Annotated in this window: 13 protein-coding genes; 4 read left to right on the top strand and 9 right to left on the bottom strand. The window is 44.0% G+C overall.

Annotated elements, in window-relative coordinates:
• Positions 1-32: 32 nt before the first annotated feature.
• The 7 genes from hpt to DW015_RS09650 form a co-directional block, all read right to left on the bottom strand.
• Positions 33-557 carry a hypoxanthine phosphoribosyltransferase gene (gene hpt / locus DW015_RS09680; RefSeq protein ID WP_046440161.1) on the bottom strand — a complete coding sequence of 175 codons (525 nt, stop codon included), beginning with the start codon at positions 555-557 and terminating at the stop codon, positions 33-35.
• Between the two features lie 99 nt (positions 558-656).
• Positions 657-1985 (bottom strand): tRNA lysidine(34) synthetase TilS, encoded by a 1329-nt coding sequence (gene tilS / locus DW015_RS09675; protein WP_117905487.1) that lies wholly within the window; start codon positions 1983-1985, stop codon positions 657-659.
• Positions 1975-3336 (bottom strand): replicative DNA helicase, encoded by a 1362-nt coding sequence (gene dnaB / locus DW015_RS09670; RefSeq protein WP_038671492.1) that lies wholly within the window; start codon positions 3334-3336, stop codon positions 1975-1977. The genes tilS and dnaB overlap by 11 nt, the downstream gene beginning before the upstream one ends.
• A 2-nt stretch (positions 3337-3338) precedes the next feature.
• Entirely contained in the window at positions 3339-3785 is a 447-nt protein-coding gene (gene rplI / locus DW015_RS09665; protein WP_117905486.1) for a 50S ribosomal protein L9, read from the bottom strand.
• 24 nt (positions 3786-3809) lie between these two features.
• Complete coding sequence (locus DW015_RS09660) at positions 3810-5786, bottom strand: DHH family phosphoesterase (RefSeq protein WP_117864584.1); 1977 nt, start codon at positions 5784-5786, stop codon at positions 3810-3812.
• Between the two features lie 47 nt (positions 5787-5833).
• Positions 5834-7738: a ribonuclease J gene (locus DW015_RS09655; RefSeq protein ID WP_242993263.1), complete on the bottom strand. Its 1905-nt coding sequence runs from the start codon at positions 7736-7738 to the stop codon at positions 5834-5836.
• A gap of 342 nt (positions 7739-8080) precedes the next feature.
• A complete protein-coding gene (locus tag DW015_RS09650; RefSeq protein WP_181979898.1) occupies positions 8081-10231 on the bottom strand; it encodes a sugar phosphate nucleotidyltransferase in 2151 nt (716 codons plus the stop codon).
• A gap of 159 nt (positions 10232-10390) precedes the next feature.
• Between DW015_RS09650 and DW015_RS09645 the strand changes: the two genes are divergently transcribed.
• On the top strand, positions 10391-12751 hold the full coding sequence (locus DW015_RS09645; protein ID WP_022287814.1) for a UvrD-helicase domain-containing protein: 2361 nt from the start codon (positions 10391-10393) through the stop codon (positions 12749-12751).
• A gap of 102 nt (positions 12752-12853) precedes the next feature.
• On the opposite strand, the gene DW015_RS09640 is transcribed toward DW015_RS09645, so the two are convergent.
• Complete coding sequence (locus tag DW015_RS09640; RefSeq protein ID WP_022287813.1) at positions 12854-13066, bottom strand: hypothetical protein; 213 nt, start codon at positions 13064-13066, stop codon at positions 12854-12856.
• A 56-nt stretch (positions 13067-13122) separates the two neighbouring features.
• Complete coding sequence (locus DW015_RS09635; protein WP_117905484.1) at positions 13123-14205, bottom strand: nucleoside recognition protein; 1083 nt, start codon at positions 14203-14205, stop codon at positions 13123-13125.
• Between the two features lie 91 nt (positions 14206-14296).
• Here DW015_RS09635 and DW015_RS09630 point away from each other — a divergent pair, with 91 nt between their 5' ends.
• The 3 genes from DW015_RS09630 (at position 14297) to DW015_RS09620 (ending at position 16856) form a co-directional block, all read left to right on the top strand.
• Positions 14297-14578 (top strand): YabP/YqfC family sporulation protein, encoded by a 282-nt coding sequence (locus DW015_RS09630; RefSeq protein ID WP_117905483.1) that lies wholly within the window; start codon positions 14297-14299, stop codon positions 14576-14578.
• Positions 14578-15765 (top strand): sporulation protein YqfD, encoded by a 1188-nt coding sequence (locus DW015_RS09625; RefSeq protein ID WP_181979897.1) that lies wholly within the window; start codon positions 14578-14580, stop codon positions 15763-15765. Before DW015_RS09630 ends, DW015_RS09625 begins: the two co-directional genes overlap by 1 nt.
• Before the next feature lie 131 nt (positions 15766-15896).
• Positions 15897-16856 carry a PhoH family protein gene (locus DW015_RS09620; RefSeq protein WP_038671482.1) on the top strand — a complete coding sequence of 320 codons (960 nt, stop codon included), beginning with the start codon at positions 15897-15899 and terminating at the stop codon, positions 16854-16856.

The raw sequence follows: 16856 nt of genomic DNA, 5'->3' as shown, positions 1-16856 counted from the left end.
ACAACCTTTTGTTCTGTATTATATTTGGCTCCTTATTCGGAAACTATACCGATAAAAGGAAGATTTCTATATCTCTCATCATAATCAAGACCACAGCCAACAACGAATTTGTCCTCGATCTCATAGCATTTGAAATCAGGTGTTATGTCTGCAACACGTCTTGACGGCTTATCAAGCATAACAGCTATCTTAACACTTGGCGCACCCATTGACGCAAACTTCTTTTTTAACTCGCAAAGCGTTCTTCCTGTGTCGAGAATATCCTCAACCAATAAAACGTCCCACTCTCTCAGGTCAAGACCCATAAAATCATGATCTCCTGAAATTGAAACATTTCCTGTTGAGCTTGTGCCAACATAACTCTTTGCAGTAATAAAAGCGATCTGCATATCGTTGTCGATACTTCTTACAAGATCGGCAGTAAACACGAACGCTCCCTTAAGAACGCACACAACAAGAAGCTTTTTTCCTTTATACTCTTCAGTTATCTCTGCTCCAAGCTTTTTCACAGACAATGCAAGCTCTTCCTCAGAATAAAGAACCGATATATTGTTCATTAACTAACAACCTCTCTGATTATATATTATCAATGTGACAGAAAAGTGAAAAAATACAAGTTCACACAAAAAACTTTTCAGCTTAGGGTGATATTCATCTCACTTTATGGTAAAAGCCAATATTTTAACGGTTTCAGAGTCTATCTTCACCCTTTCAGCCACACCGCTTCCTTCAACAAAAACAACGCCCTGACTATCTTTTAGGATAACGGCACTGCTCCTGTCCTCAAGTCTGAAGGACTTGTTCACCAGCTTTCGCACATCGCTGTCAAAATCTCTGTTCACAAGGCGTATCTTCTCGCCCTCTCTTCGATTTTCGACAACAATCTCACCCTTTATTTTATCATAATCCAGACAACAATTTGCAAACTTTTTATGAACATTTGCGATTTTTCCGTCAAAAGGATAGATTTTAAACTCTATCTCCTTATTGCCGAACTGATAAACGCCTTCGTCGCTTACCTTAACGCTCCTGAGAGTGCTGTTTTCAAGCATCTCGCCCTTTGCAAAGCTGAGCACACCTTTTGAGCAGACCGCAAAGACTCCGCCCTTGACGTTCGCCTTACCCACGTCAAGTATAAGCCTGTCGATATCCTTGATACTGTCATGGCTCACAGTAAGCCCCTCTTTCTCAAGAATGTGCATTATTGCACGTCGGCGTACACTTTCGTGGAGCTGTCTTAGACACAATGCGTCATAACCCTTTGGCAAGACCGCTTTCTCAAAGGCTTCAAGCCCCTGACTTTCAAGATAGTCGCTGTCTGTTCTAAGCCTGTCAGCTGTCATGGAATATGAGCCAAAAAGCGAACTGTTAAGCTCCGCAAGCCTTGGCACAACAAGGTGACGAATCTTATTTCTGGTATAATCGTCAGTGAGATTTGTGGAGTCAGTAACAAAGTCCTGTCCTCTCTCTTTGAGAAAGCCCTCGATTTCCTGACGAGTACAATTTATAAGCGGCCTTATGATATTTCCCCTCACAGGCGGTATTCCGCAAATACCTTTCAGACCTGTACCTCTTGCGAGGTTGAATATGGCAGTTTCAAGGCAATCCGAAAGACTGTGTGCTGTGCATATCTTGTCTGCGCCGATACTGTCGAAAAAGTCATATCTAAGCTTTCTTGCCCCCTCCTCAGTGGATACAGAATGTTCCTTGCAATAGCCCACAACATCGGCTTGAAACACCTTCAGCTCGACCCCAAGCTTCTCGCAAAGCTTTTCACAAAAATGCTGATCTCTGTCGCTTTCCTCCCCACGGAGGTGGTGATTGACATGACAAGCGCATACATCATAGCCCAGCTCATATAAACACAAAAGGAGCGTAACGCTGTCGGCGCCTCCTGAGAGGCACACAAGCAAGCGTTCGCTCTTATTTGCCATATTAAATTTCTCTATGGTAGAAGCTACCTTTACAAGAAAATTATTCATCATCTCTCCTGAAATCAAGACCTCTGAACAGAGTATATTCGCCTATCCAACCAAGCTGCACCTTATCTGTCTGTCCGTGACGGTTTTTCGCAACGATACACTCAGCCACCGACTTGTCGCCCTCATCGCTGTAGTAAGCGTCACGATAGAGGAACATGATGATATCAGCGTCCTGCTCGATAGAACCTGATTCTCGCAGGTCTGAAAGGATAGGTCTTTTATCGTCACGCTTCTCTGAGCTACGGGAAAGCTGTGAAAGTGCGATAACAGGCACATTAAGTTCCTTAGCCATAAGCTTCAAGGAACGTGTTATCTCAGACACCGCCTCAACACGGCTGGCGTTTTTATTTGCTGATTGCATAAGCTGTATGTAGTCGATGACCACAAGTCCCAGATTTCTCATTCTTCTGAGCTTTGCTTTCATCTGCGGCACTGTACAGCCTGCACCATCGTCAAAATATATAGGAAGCTGTGACAGCGTATCTGCCGCACCTGCTATCTTCTCCCAATCAGAAGGCTCAAGATTGCCCGACCTAAGCAGAGTATTATTAACAAGTGCTTCCGAAGCGAGCATACGGGACACGAGCTGTTCCTTACCCATTTCGAGAGAGAATATAACAACATCACGCTTTGTCGCCTTGCAGGTATTCACCGCAATATTAAGTGCAAATGCAGATTTTCCCATTGCAGGACGTGCAGCGATAATGATAAGGTCAGTTCTGTTAAGGCCTGTTGTGATTGCGTCAAGCTGGCCAAAGCCTGTCTTTGCACCAAGATGTTCGCCAGCGTCAGGACCTGATATCTCCTGCAAATGCTCGAATGTATCAACGATAACGTCGCTTATTCGTGTAAGGCCCTGAACATCTCTGCCCTGTCTTATTTCAAATATAGACTGCTCGGCAGCGTCAAGCTGCGTCTGAGAATCCTCACCGCCGTCATACGCCTTTTCAAGAATCTGATTAGCGGCATTTATAAGCGACCTTACCCTTGCTTTTTCCTCGATTATCTTGCAATAGCTCTCGATATTATCCGTTGACGGCACCATTTCCATAATACCAAGAAGATAATTCTTAGCCATTGCAGACGTTTCAAAAACACCCATTGTGACGGCTTCATTAATTACCGTGATAAGGTCCTCTTTGCTGCCTGTGGTGAACATTCTCATTATTATGGAGAAAAGCTGTTGATGCTGTGGACGATAAAAGCTTTCAGGCTTTAGTATCTCAATGACCTTCGGAAGCACCGAAGGATCACGAAGAACTCCTCCCAAAACGGCTTCCTCAGCCTCCTGAGAAAAAGGCAGTTCCCTGCCAAGGGTCGCTCCTGTGGTAAGCCCACGGAAATTATCAGCCATGATTACTCCTCAACGACCTTTACTTTAATGCTGCATGATACGCCATGAGTAAGCTTTATCTGTGCAGCATAGTCACCGAAAGCCTTTATCTCGGCTGTAAGATTTATCTTCTTCTTCTCGATAACAACGCCATACTGAGCCTTGAGGCAATCTGAAATAACGTTTGCTGTAACTGCGCCAAAGAGCTTTCCGCCCTGACCTGCCTTAGCCTTTACCAGAACTTCCTTATCCTTTATTTTCTCTGCGATAGCTTTATTGTCGGCTGTTTCAACATCTATCTTGTGCTGAGCGGAAGCCTTTTTGCCTGCAAGGTCATTAAGGTTTTTAGCTGTAGCTTCAAGTGCAAGGCCCTTTCCAATCAGGAAATTTCTTGCATATCCGTCTGCAACGTTGATGATATCTCCCTGCTTGCCTGAACCCTTTACATCTTTTAACAAAATAACTTTCATATTATTCACTCTGCCTTTCTTTTTTTATTCCTGCGAATTATTTTCCCAGTATTCGTCAATGGCGTCTGCAAGACGTTTTCTCGCCTCATTCATTGAACAGTTGAGCTGAGTTGCCGCCATAGTAAGATGACCGCCGCCACCCAACGACTCCATGACGATCTGCACATTACAAGCACCCATGCTTCGTGCAGAGATATTTATCACACCGTTCGTTTCATAGATAACGAACGAAGCTTTTACGCCTGTTATACCAAGCAGCTCGTCTGCCGCCTGTGAAGCCGCTATCCTTATTTCAGAGAAGCTTTCCTCTGTATAAGCCACTGCGCACTCTTTATAAAGGTGAGCGCTGTTTATAAGCGACGATTTTTGATGATAAGTCTCAATAGAGTTTGCAAAAAGCTTTTTGACAGCTATGGTATCAGCGCCCTTTTTCTTCAAAAATGCTGCCGCTTCAAAAGTGCTTACGCCTGTTTTCATAATGAAATTCTTTGTATCCAGCATTATTCCCGCAAGCAGAGCTTCCGCCGCATGGACTGTGATATTGGAATCCTCACCGAAATACTCGATAAGAGCGGTCACAAGCTCGCAGGCCGATGACGCATTCGGCTCTAAGAATGACATGATAGTCGGCTCAATACCGTTCACCATTCTTCTGTGGTGGTCGATAACTACCACATTTTTCGCCCTTGCAAGTATCTCCTTTGACTCAACCAGTGCAGGGTTATGGGTATCAGTTACCACAAGAAGCGTGTTATCGTCAAGTCTTTCAAGACCCTCCTGAGGGGTTATGTAATAATGCTCCGACTCGTTTTCATTTATATAATTTATAAGCGTTTTCGACAAATTCTGCTCAGGGTCTACCACAACGTAAGCTTCTTTTACCATGTTTCTGATAGCACAGCAGAAGCCTGTTGCAGAGCCTACGCTGTCAAGATCGCCAAATCGGTGACCCATTATAAGCACCTTATCGTGATTGCAGATAAGCTCCAGCATAGCCTTTGCCACCATACGGATACGGGTCTTATTGTTCTTGTCAGGTGCAGAAGAAATGCCGCCGAAGAACTTGAATTCACCGTCCTCCTTGACAGCCGCCTGATCTCCGCCACGTCCAAGGCACATTTCGAGAGCCTGCTTTGCAAACTTCTCGCTCTCCGCAAGGTTTGCACCATCTCTGCCCACACCTATGGACAAGGTAAGGTTAGAACGCTCGCCAACGGCTATTTTTCTTGCCTGCTCGAGTATCTTAAATCTCTGCTCGATTATAGGTGCAAGGTGGCGTTCCTCCATATAAACATAGAACTTGTCGCTTGCAACTTTCTTTGACACCGCAGTGGTATTCTCCAAAAATTCCTCTATGAGCTTTTCTATCTCAACAACAACGTGAGCCTTTTCACTCTCTCTGATATTTGACATAAGCTCGTCAAAGTTATCGATAGTTATGATTATTACCGCTTTGTGGGACATTCTGAACTCATATTCAAGCTCCACATAATCGGTAACGTCATTGAAATAGACCATTGAAAGCTCACCGTTTGTATCGGTATGTATAGCCTTTGCCTTATAGAAATGAGAATTTGTGCAAACAAGGTCACCGTCAGAGGTGTATATCTTATCCATATCGATATTCATAAGCTCTGTGAGGTCGATTCCGTAGGCTTCCTCCTCAGAGTAGACCTGTCTGCCAAAAAGTCTGTTATACCACACGATGACGTTTTCGCTGTCGATTATTATAGCAGGAGCAGGAAAATTCAGGAGAGAATCTCTCTCCGTCTTTGAGATCATCGTGGAAAGCTTTGCCACATACTTACGAGTGTGATTGTGGAAAACCACTTCTTCAAGCACCCACAATACAGCCGCCGCCACAGACACTAGGATAAGCACACTGCCCGACTCTCTGTGAGACGGAGTAGAATGCAGCATAAAAGCGCCTATAAGTGACGAAAGCATAGTAACGCACACTGTTATTCTTATTATGATCTGTAATCCGTTGTTACTTTTCATTTTAAAGCTCCTGCATTTCTATAAACAGCCGCACTGTTGACAGGCGGTCATAATTCCATTATTATCGGCAAAATCATAGGACTTCTCTTTGTCTTTGTGAAGATAAAGTCCGAAAGATTATCCTTCATTCTGCCCTTTATGGTATTCCAATCCTTCATATTTCTGTCAAGACAATCCTGAAGTGTTTCGGTAAGAAGCTTCTGAGCTTCGGTCATAAGCTCCTCGCTCTCTCTTACATACACAAAGCCTCTTGAAACCACGTCAGGCCCTGCAAGGATATCTCCCGAAGCCCTGTCGATAGTTGCCACGGCAATGATAAGTCCATCCTGAGCAAGATGTTTTCTGTCACGGAGAACTATTGCGCCAACGTCGCCAACGCCAAGGCCGTCCACAAGCACCTTGCCCGCAGGCACTTGTCCTGTTATCTTCATGTCAACGCCGTCTGTTTCGATAACGTTGCCTATATCAGCAATGATTATATTGCTCTCAGGGATTCCCACAGAAAGTGCCGTATCTCTGTGCTTCATAAGATGTTTATACTCGCCGTGTACAGGGATAAAGAACTTTGGCTTTGTGATAGAAAGCAACAATTTCTGCTCTTCCTGACAAGCGTGTCCTGAAACGTGCACCTCGTACATTGACTCATATATTACCTCTGCACCCAATCTCATAAGGTCGTTTACTACCTTTGTGACATACTTTTCATTGCCGGGGATAGGATTAGCCGAGATTATGATAAAGTCCATAGGAGTGATAGTAACGTTCCTATGCTCGTTTGCCGACATTCTTGTAAGCGCCGACATAGGCTCGCCCTGACTTCCCGTTGTGACGATGACCATTTTTTCAGGTGCATATCTCGATATAGTGTCGATATCCACAAGCACACCGTCAGGCACTTTAAGATAGCCAAGCTCGATGCCCTTTGAGATAACATTCACCATACTTCTGCCCGACACAGCCACTTTTCTGCCGTGTGTGACAGCGTTATTTATTATCTGCTGAACTCTGTGAACGTTTGAAGCGAAAGTGGCAATGATTATCCTCTTGCCCTCAGCCTTGTTGAAAAGCTTCACAAAGCTTTCGCCAACCTTGCGCTCGCTCATGGTATAGCCAGGTCTTTCAGCGTTTGTAGAATCAGCCATAAGAGCCAAAACGCCCTTGTTTCCAAGCTCTGCAAATCTAGGCAGGTCGATTATACCGCCTTCGATAGGTGTATAGTCTACCTTGAAGTCGCCAGTATGGATAAGCACACCGGCAGGGGTATGGATAGCCATTCCCACGGCATCAGGGATAGAGTGATTTACTCTTATAAACTCCACCGCCATACAGCCAAGCTTAACTGTCTGTCTTGGCGTTACAACGTTGAGTTTTACAGTTCCTAAAAGCCCATGCTCTTTCAGCTTGCCCTCAACAAGACCAAGGGTAAGCCTTGTGCCGTAAACAGGCACGTTGAATTTTTTCAGAAAATACGGCAGACCGCCTATATGATCCTCATGACCATGTGTAAGCACAACGCCCCTGAGCTTTTCCTGATTTTTCTCGACGTATGAGAAATCAGGGATAACAATATCAACGCCAGGCATTTCACTGTCAGGGAATGCCAATCCGCAGTCGATAACGAACATATCGTTTGAACACTCGATAACAGTGAAATTCTTGCCTATCTCGTTAAGACCGCCAAGAGGGATTATCTTCACAGGCGTTCTTCTTACAGGCTCTTTCACTCTGTTCGCCGCAGGTCTTGGACGTCTTTGCTGAGTATTCTGCGGTTTTCTCTGTGGAGTTTCATTTCTCGGCTGAAGCGTTTTTTTCACACTGCCCGAAGCTCTCTGACTTTTTACACGGTCAAGCTCTTTTGAAGACTGAGCCAGAGGTATCTCGCTCTTATTTTGTTTTTTTCTAAAAAAACGTTTTTGTGTAGGATTTTTTACTGTGTTGTTCTTTTCGTTCATAAAATAATGTACTTTGCCCTGCTGTACTCCGCTTTTAAGCCTTCAAAGGCACAAAATGCCGCAAAAAAGCAGCACAAACATACGGCAGGAGCAATTATCTCCTTCCTGCTGCATTTTATCATGCTCAAATAATATTCGATTTTTCCGTTTAGATTCAATATACCGCTGCGTTTGGGCTTTATTATCATGTGCTGTCAAAAACGCTTAAAGCCTCAAAGAAAGACAAAATGGTGTGATGAACGCAGTTTAAATACAGCGGCATGAGCCGCCTTTGTCCGAACAAAAATATCTGATTATATTGTACTCCATTTTCGCCTCAATGTCAATAGCAATTTATTACATTTATCTGAATATGCCCTTTATCCTGCTTGTTATATCCTCGCAAAAGGCAGCCGCCTGCTCGCAGCTCACACTTTCTGCAAACACTGTTATACCTTTTTTATCCCTCAGCGGTCTTATAACTGCGTGGGTCTTGCCCATTGTTATTTCACCCTCTGCCGAACAGCCAAGTTCTGAAAATATCTTTTCCTTGTTTTCACGGCTCATTGTTATGCCCACAAATCGGCTTGAAGTGTATGCGTCAGGCACATCACAGAGAGCTTTTTCTAGCGTTATCCCCTGCTCTGACAGATAAGACGTCACCGCTGACGCAAGGTAAAGTCCGTCATAGGCAAACATATTATGGGTCGAAACTGCAACGTCCTTTGCTATGTCAGCATTGTTTTCGTATCGGTAAAGCCTGCCACAGTGGTCTTCAGCAGTGGCATCGGCATTAGAGGGGAAATTCTCAGGCAATGCCACCGCAAGCCCCTTTTCAAAGCACACCCCTGCATACATTGCCACCAGCTTTTCCCACATGACATAGCTTGTTTTCTCACTGTAAGCTGATACTTTTGTGCCGTCTGCGGAAAGATTGAATATTATACGCTCACCGTCTATATCGTTCCTGACGTGAAAAAGTCTGTCGGCAAGGTTCGCCTTTTTAACATCATATGTGCGGATATCCACATTTACGCCTTTAAATCGGTCAGGGAGTATTTTTTCAAGCTCTGCGACGTATATTTCCCTCACCGCTGAAAAATCTGTCACACAACCCATCTGAGAAAGCCCCACACTGCGATAAGCTCTGTCGTCAGATATGCTTCCAATGCGGTCAAGAAGCTTTTCATCAGGCAACATTCCCCCAGCCGAAATAAGCCTTGCATAACCTGAAATGTTTGCGCCTATGAGTATGCCGAACTCTCCGCCAAATCTGTTCACAGCATAAGAAAGCTCTGAAATGCCTGCTCTGCCTATACTGTACACGTTCACTCCAGCCTGACATATGCCGCAGTCAAGGGCTTGTTTGAGCAAAAGGCTTTCGTCAGAGCCATAGGCTGTCACTATACTTCCGCCTTTTTTTGCGGCGCTTGCGGCATACAGTCCAAAAAGCATAGCCTTTTGCGCTGTGGCTTCACCGCCCCACAAACTGCACTCGCCGTTTTCGTCTATGACAAGTCGGCTGTCAGATGATCTTTTCACGTTTTCATAAAGCCTTGCGCCCTTTTCAACAGTTTTTCCAGACCATATGCCTACTCCTTTTTCAATTACGGCTTCGCTTGCGATATGAGCCTTTTCGCCTATGACGGAATATTCACCGCACTTCACACCGCTGTCAAGGACAGCCCCACGGCATACCACTGCACTGTTTATATCACAGCGTTCAGATATCACCGAGCCTATGCCAACATATCCGTTCACCTTGCCGCCCTTTACAACAGCGTTATTGTCTATGACGCTTCCGCTTTCTATGACCGACCCTGACATAACAGACACGTTCTCTCCTATATAAACAGGCTCACCTATTGCCGCACCGCTGAAATTATTTTCCGTCAGCCTTTGTGACATATTTTCGCTGTAAAGCATATGCCTTTGACAATCAAGAAAAGCCTCAGGCGTGGTTATCCTTTTATAATAGCCTTTTCCATCAAGCAGGACAGCTTCACTGCTTTTCACAGCCTCGGGGATAATATCCTCCGTCATATCCGTAGGCTTTTCAGGATTAAGACTTTCAAAAAGCTCTCTTTTCACTATATATATGCCAGCAGGTTTGTTTTCAGTATCATAAGTCAGAGCCGTACAAAAGGTATCGTGGCTCAAATGAACTTTTATAATCTCATCAAGAGGGTGGGTGCATATACAGTTACATTCCACGACAAGAATTTCTGTTTCATCGCACATTGCTGTTCTAACAGCCTGCTCAGTGCTTTTGCCTGCGGTGTTTATCATATGGAGCTTTATCTTACCTGAGTATTTTTCATCAAGAAGCCTTTCTACCTGTTCAGAGCCATAGCCCACCGCAAGGACAGCTTCCGAAAAGCCTGCTTTCTCCAGCATTTCAAGAGTAAAAAGCAGAATTTCTTTTCCGCATAATCTCAGAAGAGCCGCAGGTCGCCTGTCTGTCATGGGCATCAATCTTTCTCCACGTCCTCCGCATAAAACAACAGCTTTCATATATGTTCCTCCGTTCATAATATTTGATTTAATGTATTATTGGAAAACATAACCACTGTTATTCATGTGAAAAAAATTTGCCGCCGCCCTTTTCAAGATAGAAAAAATATGCTATAATGTAGGATACGGCATAAAAGAAATTTTACGGAGGTGTATATAATGGAGCAGTTTACGGCTCTTAAAAGAAAAGCACTTGAAAAATATTTTTCACGAATGAACGACCAACAGCGCAAGGCTGTGTTCAAAATAAAAGGACCTCTCCTTATACTGGCAGGAGCAGGAAGCGGCAAGACCACTGTTTTGGTAAACCGCATCGCAAACATGATATACTTCGGCAACGCATACAACACAGAGCAGACCTACGGCACGCCCTCTGAACAGGACATACAGTTTCTCAAAGACTACATTGACGGCAAGACAAACGACGCTTCTACCCTTGCAGACATTGTGGCATATGACTGCATAAAGCCGTGGAGCATACTTGCTATCACGTTCACAAACAAGGCGGCAGGCGAGCTTAAAGAACGTCTTGCAGGAATGTTGGGAGAGGCAGGTCAGGGCATAACAGCGGCGACTTTCCACTCCGCCTGCGCAAGGATACTCAGGCGTGAATGTGACAAGCTTGGGTTTTCAAGCAGTTTCACCATATATGATTCAGACGACTCTCAGAGAACTGTAAAAAGCATATTGAGAGAGCTTGGCATATCCGAGAAGATGTTTCCACCGAGAACGATACTCAGCGAGATATCCCACGCTAAAGACCTGCTCCAAGAGCCTGATGAATACATCGCCTCAGCCGCAGGAGATTATCGTAATCTGACCATAGGCAAGGTATACAAGCACTATCAGAAGAAGCTCAAAGCCGCAAACGCTATGGACTTTGACGACATGATCTGCCACACAGTCAAGCTTTTTGAGCAGTTTCCTGACGTCCTCGACCACTATCAGAACTTGTATAAATATATAATGGTAGACGAGTATCAGGACACCAACAAGGCTCAGTTCAGACTTGTTTCGCTGCTGTCACAGAAGTATAACAACCTGTGCGTTGTGGGTGATGACGACCAGAGTATCTATAAGTTCCGTGGTGCGACTATCGAGAATATCCTCAACTTCGAGGAGCAGTTCGACTGCAATGCTGACACTGATGTTATAAAGCTTGAACAGAATTACCGCTCGACCCAGAACATTCTTAACTGCGCAAATCAGCTTATAAGCAACAATCAGGGCAGAAAGGGTAAAAATCTGTGGACAGCTTCGGGTGACGGTGAAAAGGTAACAGTCTACAAGGCTTCAAGCGAGCGCAGTGAAGCAAAATTCGTGGCTGACACTATTTTAGAGGACATAAACAAGGGCAGAAAATACAACGACCATGCCATTCTCTACCGAATGAACGCACAATCGAACGCTTTGGAGCAGACGTTCATACAAAGTGGAATACCATATAAAATAATAGGCGGTCTGAAATTCTATGACAGAAAGGAAATAAAGGATATCCTTGCTTATCTTTCTGTAATAAACAACCATTTCGACTTTCTCCGTCTGAGAAGAATAATCAACGAGCCGAAACGTGGTATCGGCGAAGCCACTGTAAACGCTCTTGAGCAGATAACCTCAGACCTTGGGGATTCACCTATCCACATCATGCAGGAAGCCGATATGCTTGCACCCCTTGTGAAGCGTTCAAAACAGCTTATGCCTGTGGGCGATATGCTCTCAGAGCTTACTGAGCTTTCTGACACTCTGCCACTTGCGGAGCTTTTGGACAAGCTTCTTGATATGACAGGCTACAAGCGCCATCTTGAAATGCAGGGCGACGAGGGTCTTACACGTCTTGAAAACATCAACGAGCTTAAATCCACCATGTCAAGCTACGAAGAAAATGCTGACGAGCCGTCGCTGTCGGGATTTTTGGAGGAAATATCACTTTACACTGACGTTGACAATCTCGACTCTGACGCTGACTATGTTGTGCTTATGACAATGCACTCTGCAAAAGGCCTTGAGTTCCCCATAGTTTTCGTGGTAGGCATGGAGGACAACATCTTCCCGTCATCAAGAAGTCTTGAATCAGAAGCTGACACGGAAGAGGAACGCAGACTTGCATATGTTGCAGTGACACGAGCAAAGGAAAAGCTTTATCTTACTCACGCAGAGGAACGTATGCTTTACGGTCGCACCGACAGAAACAGGATATCACGCTTTATAAAAGAGCTTCCTGCCGATTGCATAGAAAAGCAAGCCGAGGAAACAAAGGCTTCACCTTATCTCAACGGCTATGAAAAGCCTCACAGCATGAGTCTGCAACAGCAATTGGCTCAGCGAAAGGCTGATAAAAGCAATTTTTCTGTTAATACTGAAACTTTCGCCCCGGGCGACAGAGTTTTGCACAAGATATTCGGCGAAGGCACTGTTTTAAGCTCAAAACCTATGGCTAACGATACTCTTGTTGAGATAGCATTCGATAATCGTGGCACAAAGAAGATAATGGCAAATTACACGAAGATCAAAAAGATATAAGGATATAAAATAGAAAGATCCGCAGGGCGAAACAAAACGCTCTGCGGATCTTTTTGCAATATAAAAGCCGTACACCAAAAAATGTACGGCATATTTTATGTATCAGATAACATCGTCTTCCTGATTTGGAATGTTAAGCTGTTTCTTTGGAACACGCTTGATAGGATCATAGACCCACTTCTTACAGCTATAATCAGCGTCTACCAGACCCTGCTTCTCACAAAGGACCTTATTTCCTTCTCTTGATCTGTTGCCGAAAAGGCAGTAAGAACATGACGGTGAAATTCTGTTACCAAAATAGCTCTTCTTTGCCATGATTTATACAACTCCTTTAAGATAAGTTAATCTTTTTTCATTTGTTATTAATTATATCATACTGTTTTAGAAAATGCTAGTCTTTTCTTCAAAGTTAGTAATAAAATCATCATAATCAAGCAAAACGAGGGAACAAAATTGTTCACTTTGACGAATTTAACATTATTTGTAACAGAAGTCAAAACTGAATCAGGAATAAAGAAAGGATAGATAAAACGGCATATGACAGCGGACAAAAAGGCTGATGTCAAACGTGAGATAAAAAACGGCACAAGGGAGAAATCCACGCCAAGTGCAGCTATTTGTATAATCACACACAGACCACCGAAGGAGCAGACAGCGGCTATAAATGGCAGAAGATAAAATGGACTTTCCGAAAGCTCAGTGAGAGAGGTTATTTCAAGACAGCTTTTCACAAGCACAAGCTCGTTTTCTGACAGTGAAAACGCATTTTTCAGAAAGCTGAACGCTCCGCAACATTCAAGAGAGGACATAAACGCTCCGAAAAAGACTATCATAACGCAGATAGTAAAAAGCGACTTTCCTGCTGATATAACGCTGTCGGTGAACATTCTGCCGTCAAGTCTGAAAGTCGGCTTTGATGTTTTCTTATCCTCATTTATAGCTCTGCCGAGAACAAGCGCAGTGAGAAAATTTGCCGCTAGTATGGATACGAACACTGCAATGCCTGCTCCTGTACAACCAAACACTGCAAGGCCCACTGTACCAGAATAAAAAGCAGGCCCTCCACAGCAGCAAAAGCAGGACATTATCTTTGCAGTACGCTGGGATATTATCTTTCTCTGACACAGATCTGAAAGAAGCTTTACTCCCACAGGATAGCCTGCGGTATTGCCAAGAAGAAATACAAAGAAAAGCTGAGGCGGTATGCCAATTATAAATCTCGATATAGGATAAAAAGGCATTGAAACGCAGTAGTAAAGCCCACTTGAAACAAGTATCTGCGACAGCGCCATAAAAACAAACAGCGACGGGATTATGATATTCATACAGCGGTCAACTGCTTCGGAGATACCAAGCTTTACGCTCTCGCCCCCTGATATGGCGATAATACAAAACCATATGACCACCCCTGCAAGTATGTATACGCAAAGCTCCTTTGCAAGTCTTTTCAACATTTTTATTACCTCCCTGCTTTTACTTTTTAAGTATATGTCAGTCTGTCTAATAATATAATTAAGCATAAGACAATGAACGGAGGACGCAAAAATGAAGAAGATACCATTTTTAAGCTTTTTCGGCATGACAAAAGAATTGACCGCATTAAGCTCATACATAAGCATAACTGACGACAGAGCCGCCGTTATCGAAAACTGCAAGCAGATAGTTGAATGCAGTGAGATAATGGCAAAGGTGCTGACAGGCTCTTTTGAGATAGAGATATGGGGCAGCGGACTAACAATGTCAAATTTCTGCTCCGACAGCGTGGAGATAAGAGGAAAAATAGAGTCGGTCAGGCTTGTGTCAAGAAGTATCAGGGAGAGAGGATAATGATTTTCGGTTATATAGATTATGTTATCACAGGGGACAGCTTCACCAAGTTTTTCCGCAGGATAATGTCAAAAAAGCTTCCCGTAAGCAAAATGTGTGAAAAGAACGGAAAGCTCACTTTGCGTATGCCTGCGGAACACTGTAAGGCACTTGAAAGACTATGCGATGAACTTGGGCTTGAATACACCGCCACAAAACGTCACGGAAGCTTTGTTCTTGCAAAACGTTTTTTCGGAAGAGGAGGACTTGTCATAGGCACTGCGGCTGTCATGCTTTCGTGCTTCTATCTATCAAACGTGGTGGTGAGGTTTGACATACTCAGTGATGATGAAAATATCAGAAAAGGCGTTATGTCGGTGCTTAAAGAGGAGGGCATTGAAACCGGCACTTATATCCCAAGCATTGACCTCATAGTCACAGAACGTGCGTTAAAGCAAAAAGTGGAGGGCATATCATGGGCAGGCATAACACGCAAGGGGGACACGCTGATAATCGACGTTATCGAAACTGAGGGTGACACAAAGCGTGAGTCAAACCGCTATCCCTCAAATCTTGTTGCCTGCGAAAACGGAGTTATCGAAAAAATCGAGGTTTATGACGGACAGCTAAAGATACCTGTGGGAAGCGGTGTGACAAAGGGAGATATCGTTGTAGGCGGTGAGATCATCACATCAAAATTAAGCTGGATAGACGGCAAGGAAAACGTTGAAACAAAGACAAGCTATGCACGCTCAAAGGGTAAGATACTAGGCACTTTTGAGCGCACTGTCACATTCACACAGCCCTTTGAGGACAAAGCAGAAAAGACGACAGGCAAGAGAGATACAAAGCGTTTTTTCACTGTGTTTGACGCTGATATCCCTCTTTTTTTCTCAAAGCCTGAGGGTTACTGGAAAAATGAGCAGAGATATTCTCCTCTGTCGCTTTTCGGGTTTGAAATGCCTTTTGGCATAACCACCTGCGAACTTGAAGAATATAAATTTTCACAAGACACCCTGACAGAACAGCAGGCACTTGACTCCGTTCATGAAAAGGCGTATTTATATGAGGAAAATTTTCTCTCAGACTATGAGATAAAAGACCGGCAAGTGGAGGATAATGTGACAGAAAACGGAGTAACCGCTACTGTAACATACACCCTATATGGCGAGCTTTGCAGAGAGGTGGAATTTTTTATTAAGAAATGATCAAAAAGTGTGAAAAGGTGCATAAAAAAAGTGTTAAATCTTACTGAGATTGTTGCAATCAGAGGAAAAATGTGATATAATAGCTTTGTATAATAGGTATATCAGAACAAAAAAAAGAGGAAGTTGTGCTAATGGCGGAAAAACTTATCAGCGTGGACAGAATGGAAACTGTACTCAGCCTTTTCGGCAATTATGACGAGAATGTTAATCTTATCCAAAAAGAGTATAATGTTGTGATTCTCGGCAGAGGTGACGACATCAAGATAACAGGCGATGAGGAGAACGTATTTAACGCCTCGGAAGCTATAAACAGCCTTATTGCTCTTATCAACAAGGGCGAGGCTATCACTGAGCAGACTATAAGATATGTTTTCACACTTGTGCGTGAGGGCAAGCAGTATGAGATAAAGCATATGTCTGATGACGGAGTGTGCGTGACGGTGAGCGGAAAGCTCGTCAAGCCGAAAACTCTCGGTCAGAAAAGATATGTTGAAGCAATAAGGAAAAAGACTATCGTCATGGGCATTGGTCCTGCGGGAACGGGCAAGACTTATCTTGCGGTGGCAATGGCGGTAAAAGCTTTCAAGGCGCACGAGGTAGAGAAGATAATCCTCACACGTCCTGCGGTTGAAGCAGGAGAAAAGCTGGGCTTTCTTCCGGGCGACCTGCAATGTAAGGTAGACCCTTATCTCAGACCGCTTTATGACGCACTTTTTGAAATGCTCGGTCCTGACACTTTCGCTAAACAGCAGGAGCGTGGCTGTATCGAAGTCGCTCCGCTGGCATACATGAGAGGACGTACACTTGACGATTCTTTCATTATCCTTGATGAAGCGCAGAACACCACTCACGAGCAGATGAAGATGTTCCTTACACGTCTTGGATTCAACTCAAAGATAGTCATAACAGGCGATATAACGCAGATAGATCTGCCTGACCAGAGAAAGTCAGGACTTATTCAGGCAATGAACGTACTCAAAGGCATTGACGATATATCGATAAACAGATTTACCGACAAGGACGTTGTCCGTCACAAGCTTGTGCAGGACATAATCCTTGCTTATGAAAAATATAACAAAAAAGGAATGTGA

Origin of the sequence: Ruminococcus sp. AF37-20, from assembly GCF_003460465.1 — a bacterium.
Classification (GTDB): Bacteria; Bacillota; Clostridia; order Oscillospirales; family Ruminococcaceae; genus Hominimerdicola; species Hominimerdicola aceti.
This window is presented reverse-complemented; position numbering and strand designations above follow the sequence as displayed.

Coding starts and splice junctions, on each gene's coding strand:
- hpt (WP_046440161.1), bottom strand. CDS start 557: ATGAACAATATATCGGTTCTTTATTCTGAGGAAGAGCTTGCATTGTCT.
- tilS (WP_117905487.1), bottom strand. CDS start 1,985: ATGATGAATAATTTTCTTGTAAAGGTAGCTTCTACCATAGAGAAATTT.
- dnaB (WP_038671492.1), bottom strand. CDS start 3,336: ATGGCTGATAATTTCCGTGGGCTTACCACAGGAGCGACCCTTGGCAGG.
- rplI (WP_117905486.1), bottom strand. CDS start 3,785: ATGAAAGTTATTTTGTTAAAAGATGTAAAGGGTTCAGGCAAGCAGGGA.
- DW015_RS09660 (WP_117864584.1), bottom strand. CDS start 5,786: ATGAAAAGTAACAACGGATTACAGATCATAATAAGAATAACAGTGTGC.
- DW015_RS09655 (WP_242993263.1), bottom strand. CDS start 7,738: ATGAACGAAAAGAACAACACAGTAAAAAATCCTACACAAAAACGTTTT.
- DW015_RS09650 (WP_181979898.1), bottom strand. CDS start 10,231: ATGAAAGCTGTTGTTTTATGCGGAGGACGTGGAGAAAGATTGATGCCC.
- DW015_RS09645 (WP_022287814.1), top strand. CDS start 10,391: ATGGAGCAGTTTACGGCTCTTAAAAGAAAAGCACTTGAAAAATATTTT.
- DW015_RS09640 (WP_022287813.1), bottom strand. CDS start 13,066: ATGGCAAAGAAGAGCTATTTTGGTAACAGAATTTCACCGTCATGTTCT.
- DW015_RS09635 (WP_117905484.1), bottom strand. CDS start 14,205: ATGTTGAAAAGACTTGCAAAGGAGCTTTGCGTATACATACTTGCAGGG.
- DW015_RS09630 (WP_117905483.1), top strand. CDS start 14,297: ATGAAGAAGATACCATTTTTAAGCTTTTTCGGCATGACAAAAGAATTG.
- DW015_RS09625 (WP_181979897.1), top strand. CDS start 14,578: ATGATTTTCGGTTATATAGATTATGTTATCACAGGGGACAGCTTCACC.
- DW015_RS09620 (WP_038671482.1), top strand. CDS start 15,897: ATGGCGGAAAAACTTATCAGCGTGGACAGAATGGAAACTGTACTCAGC.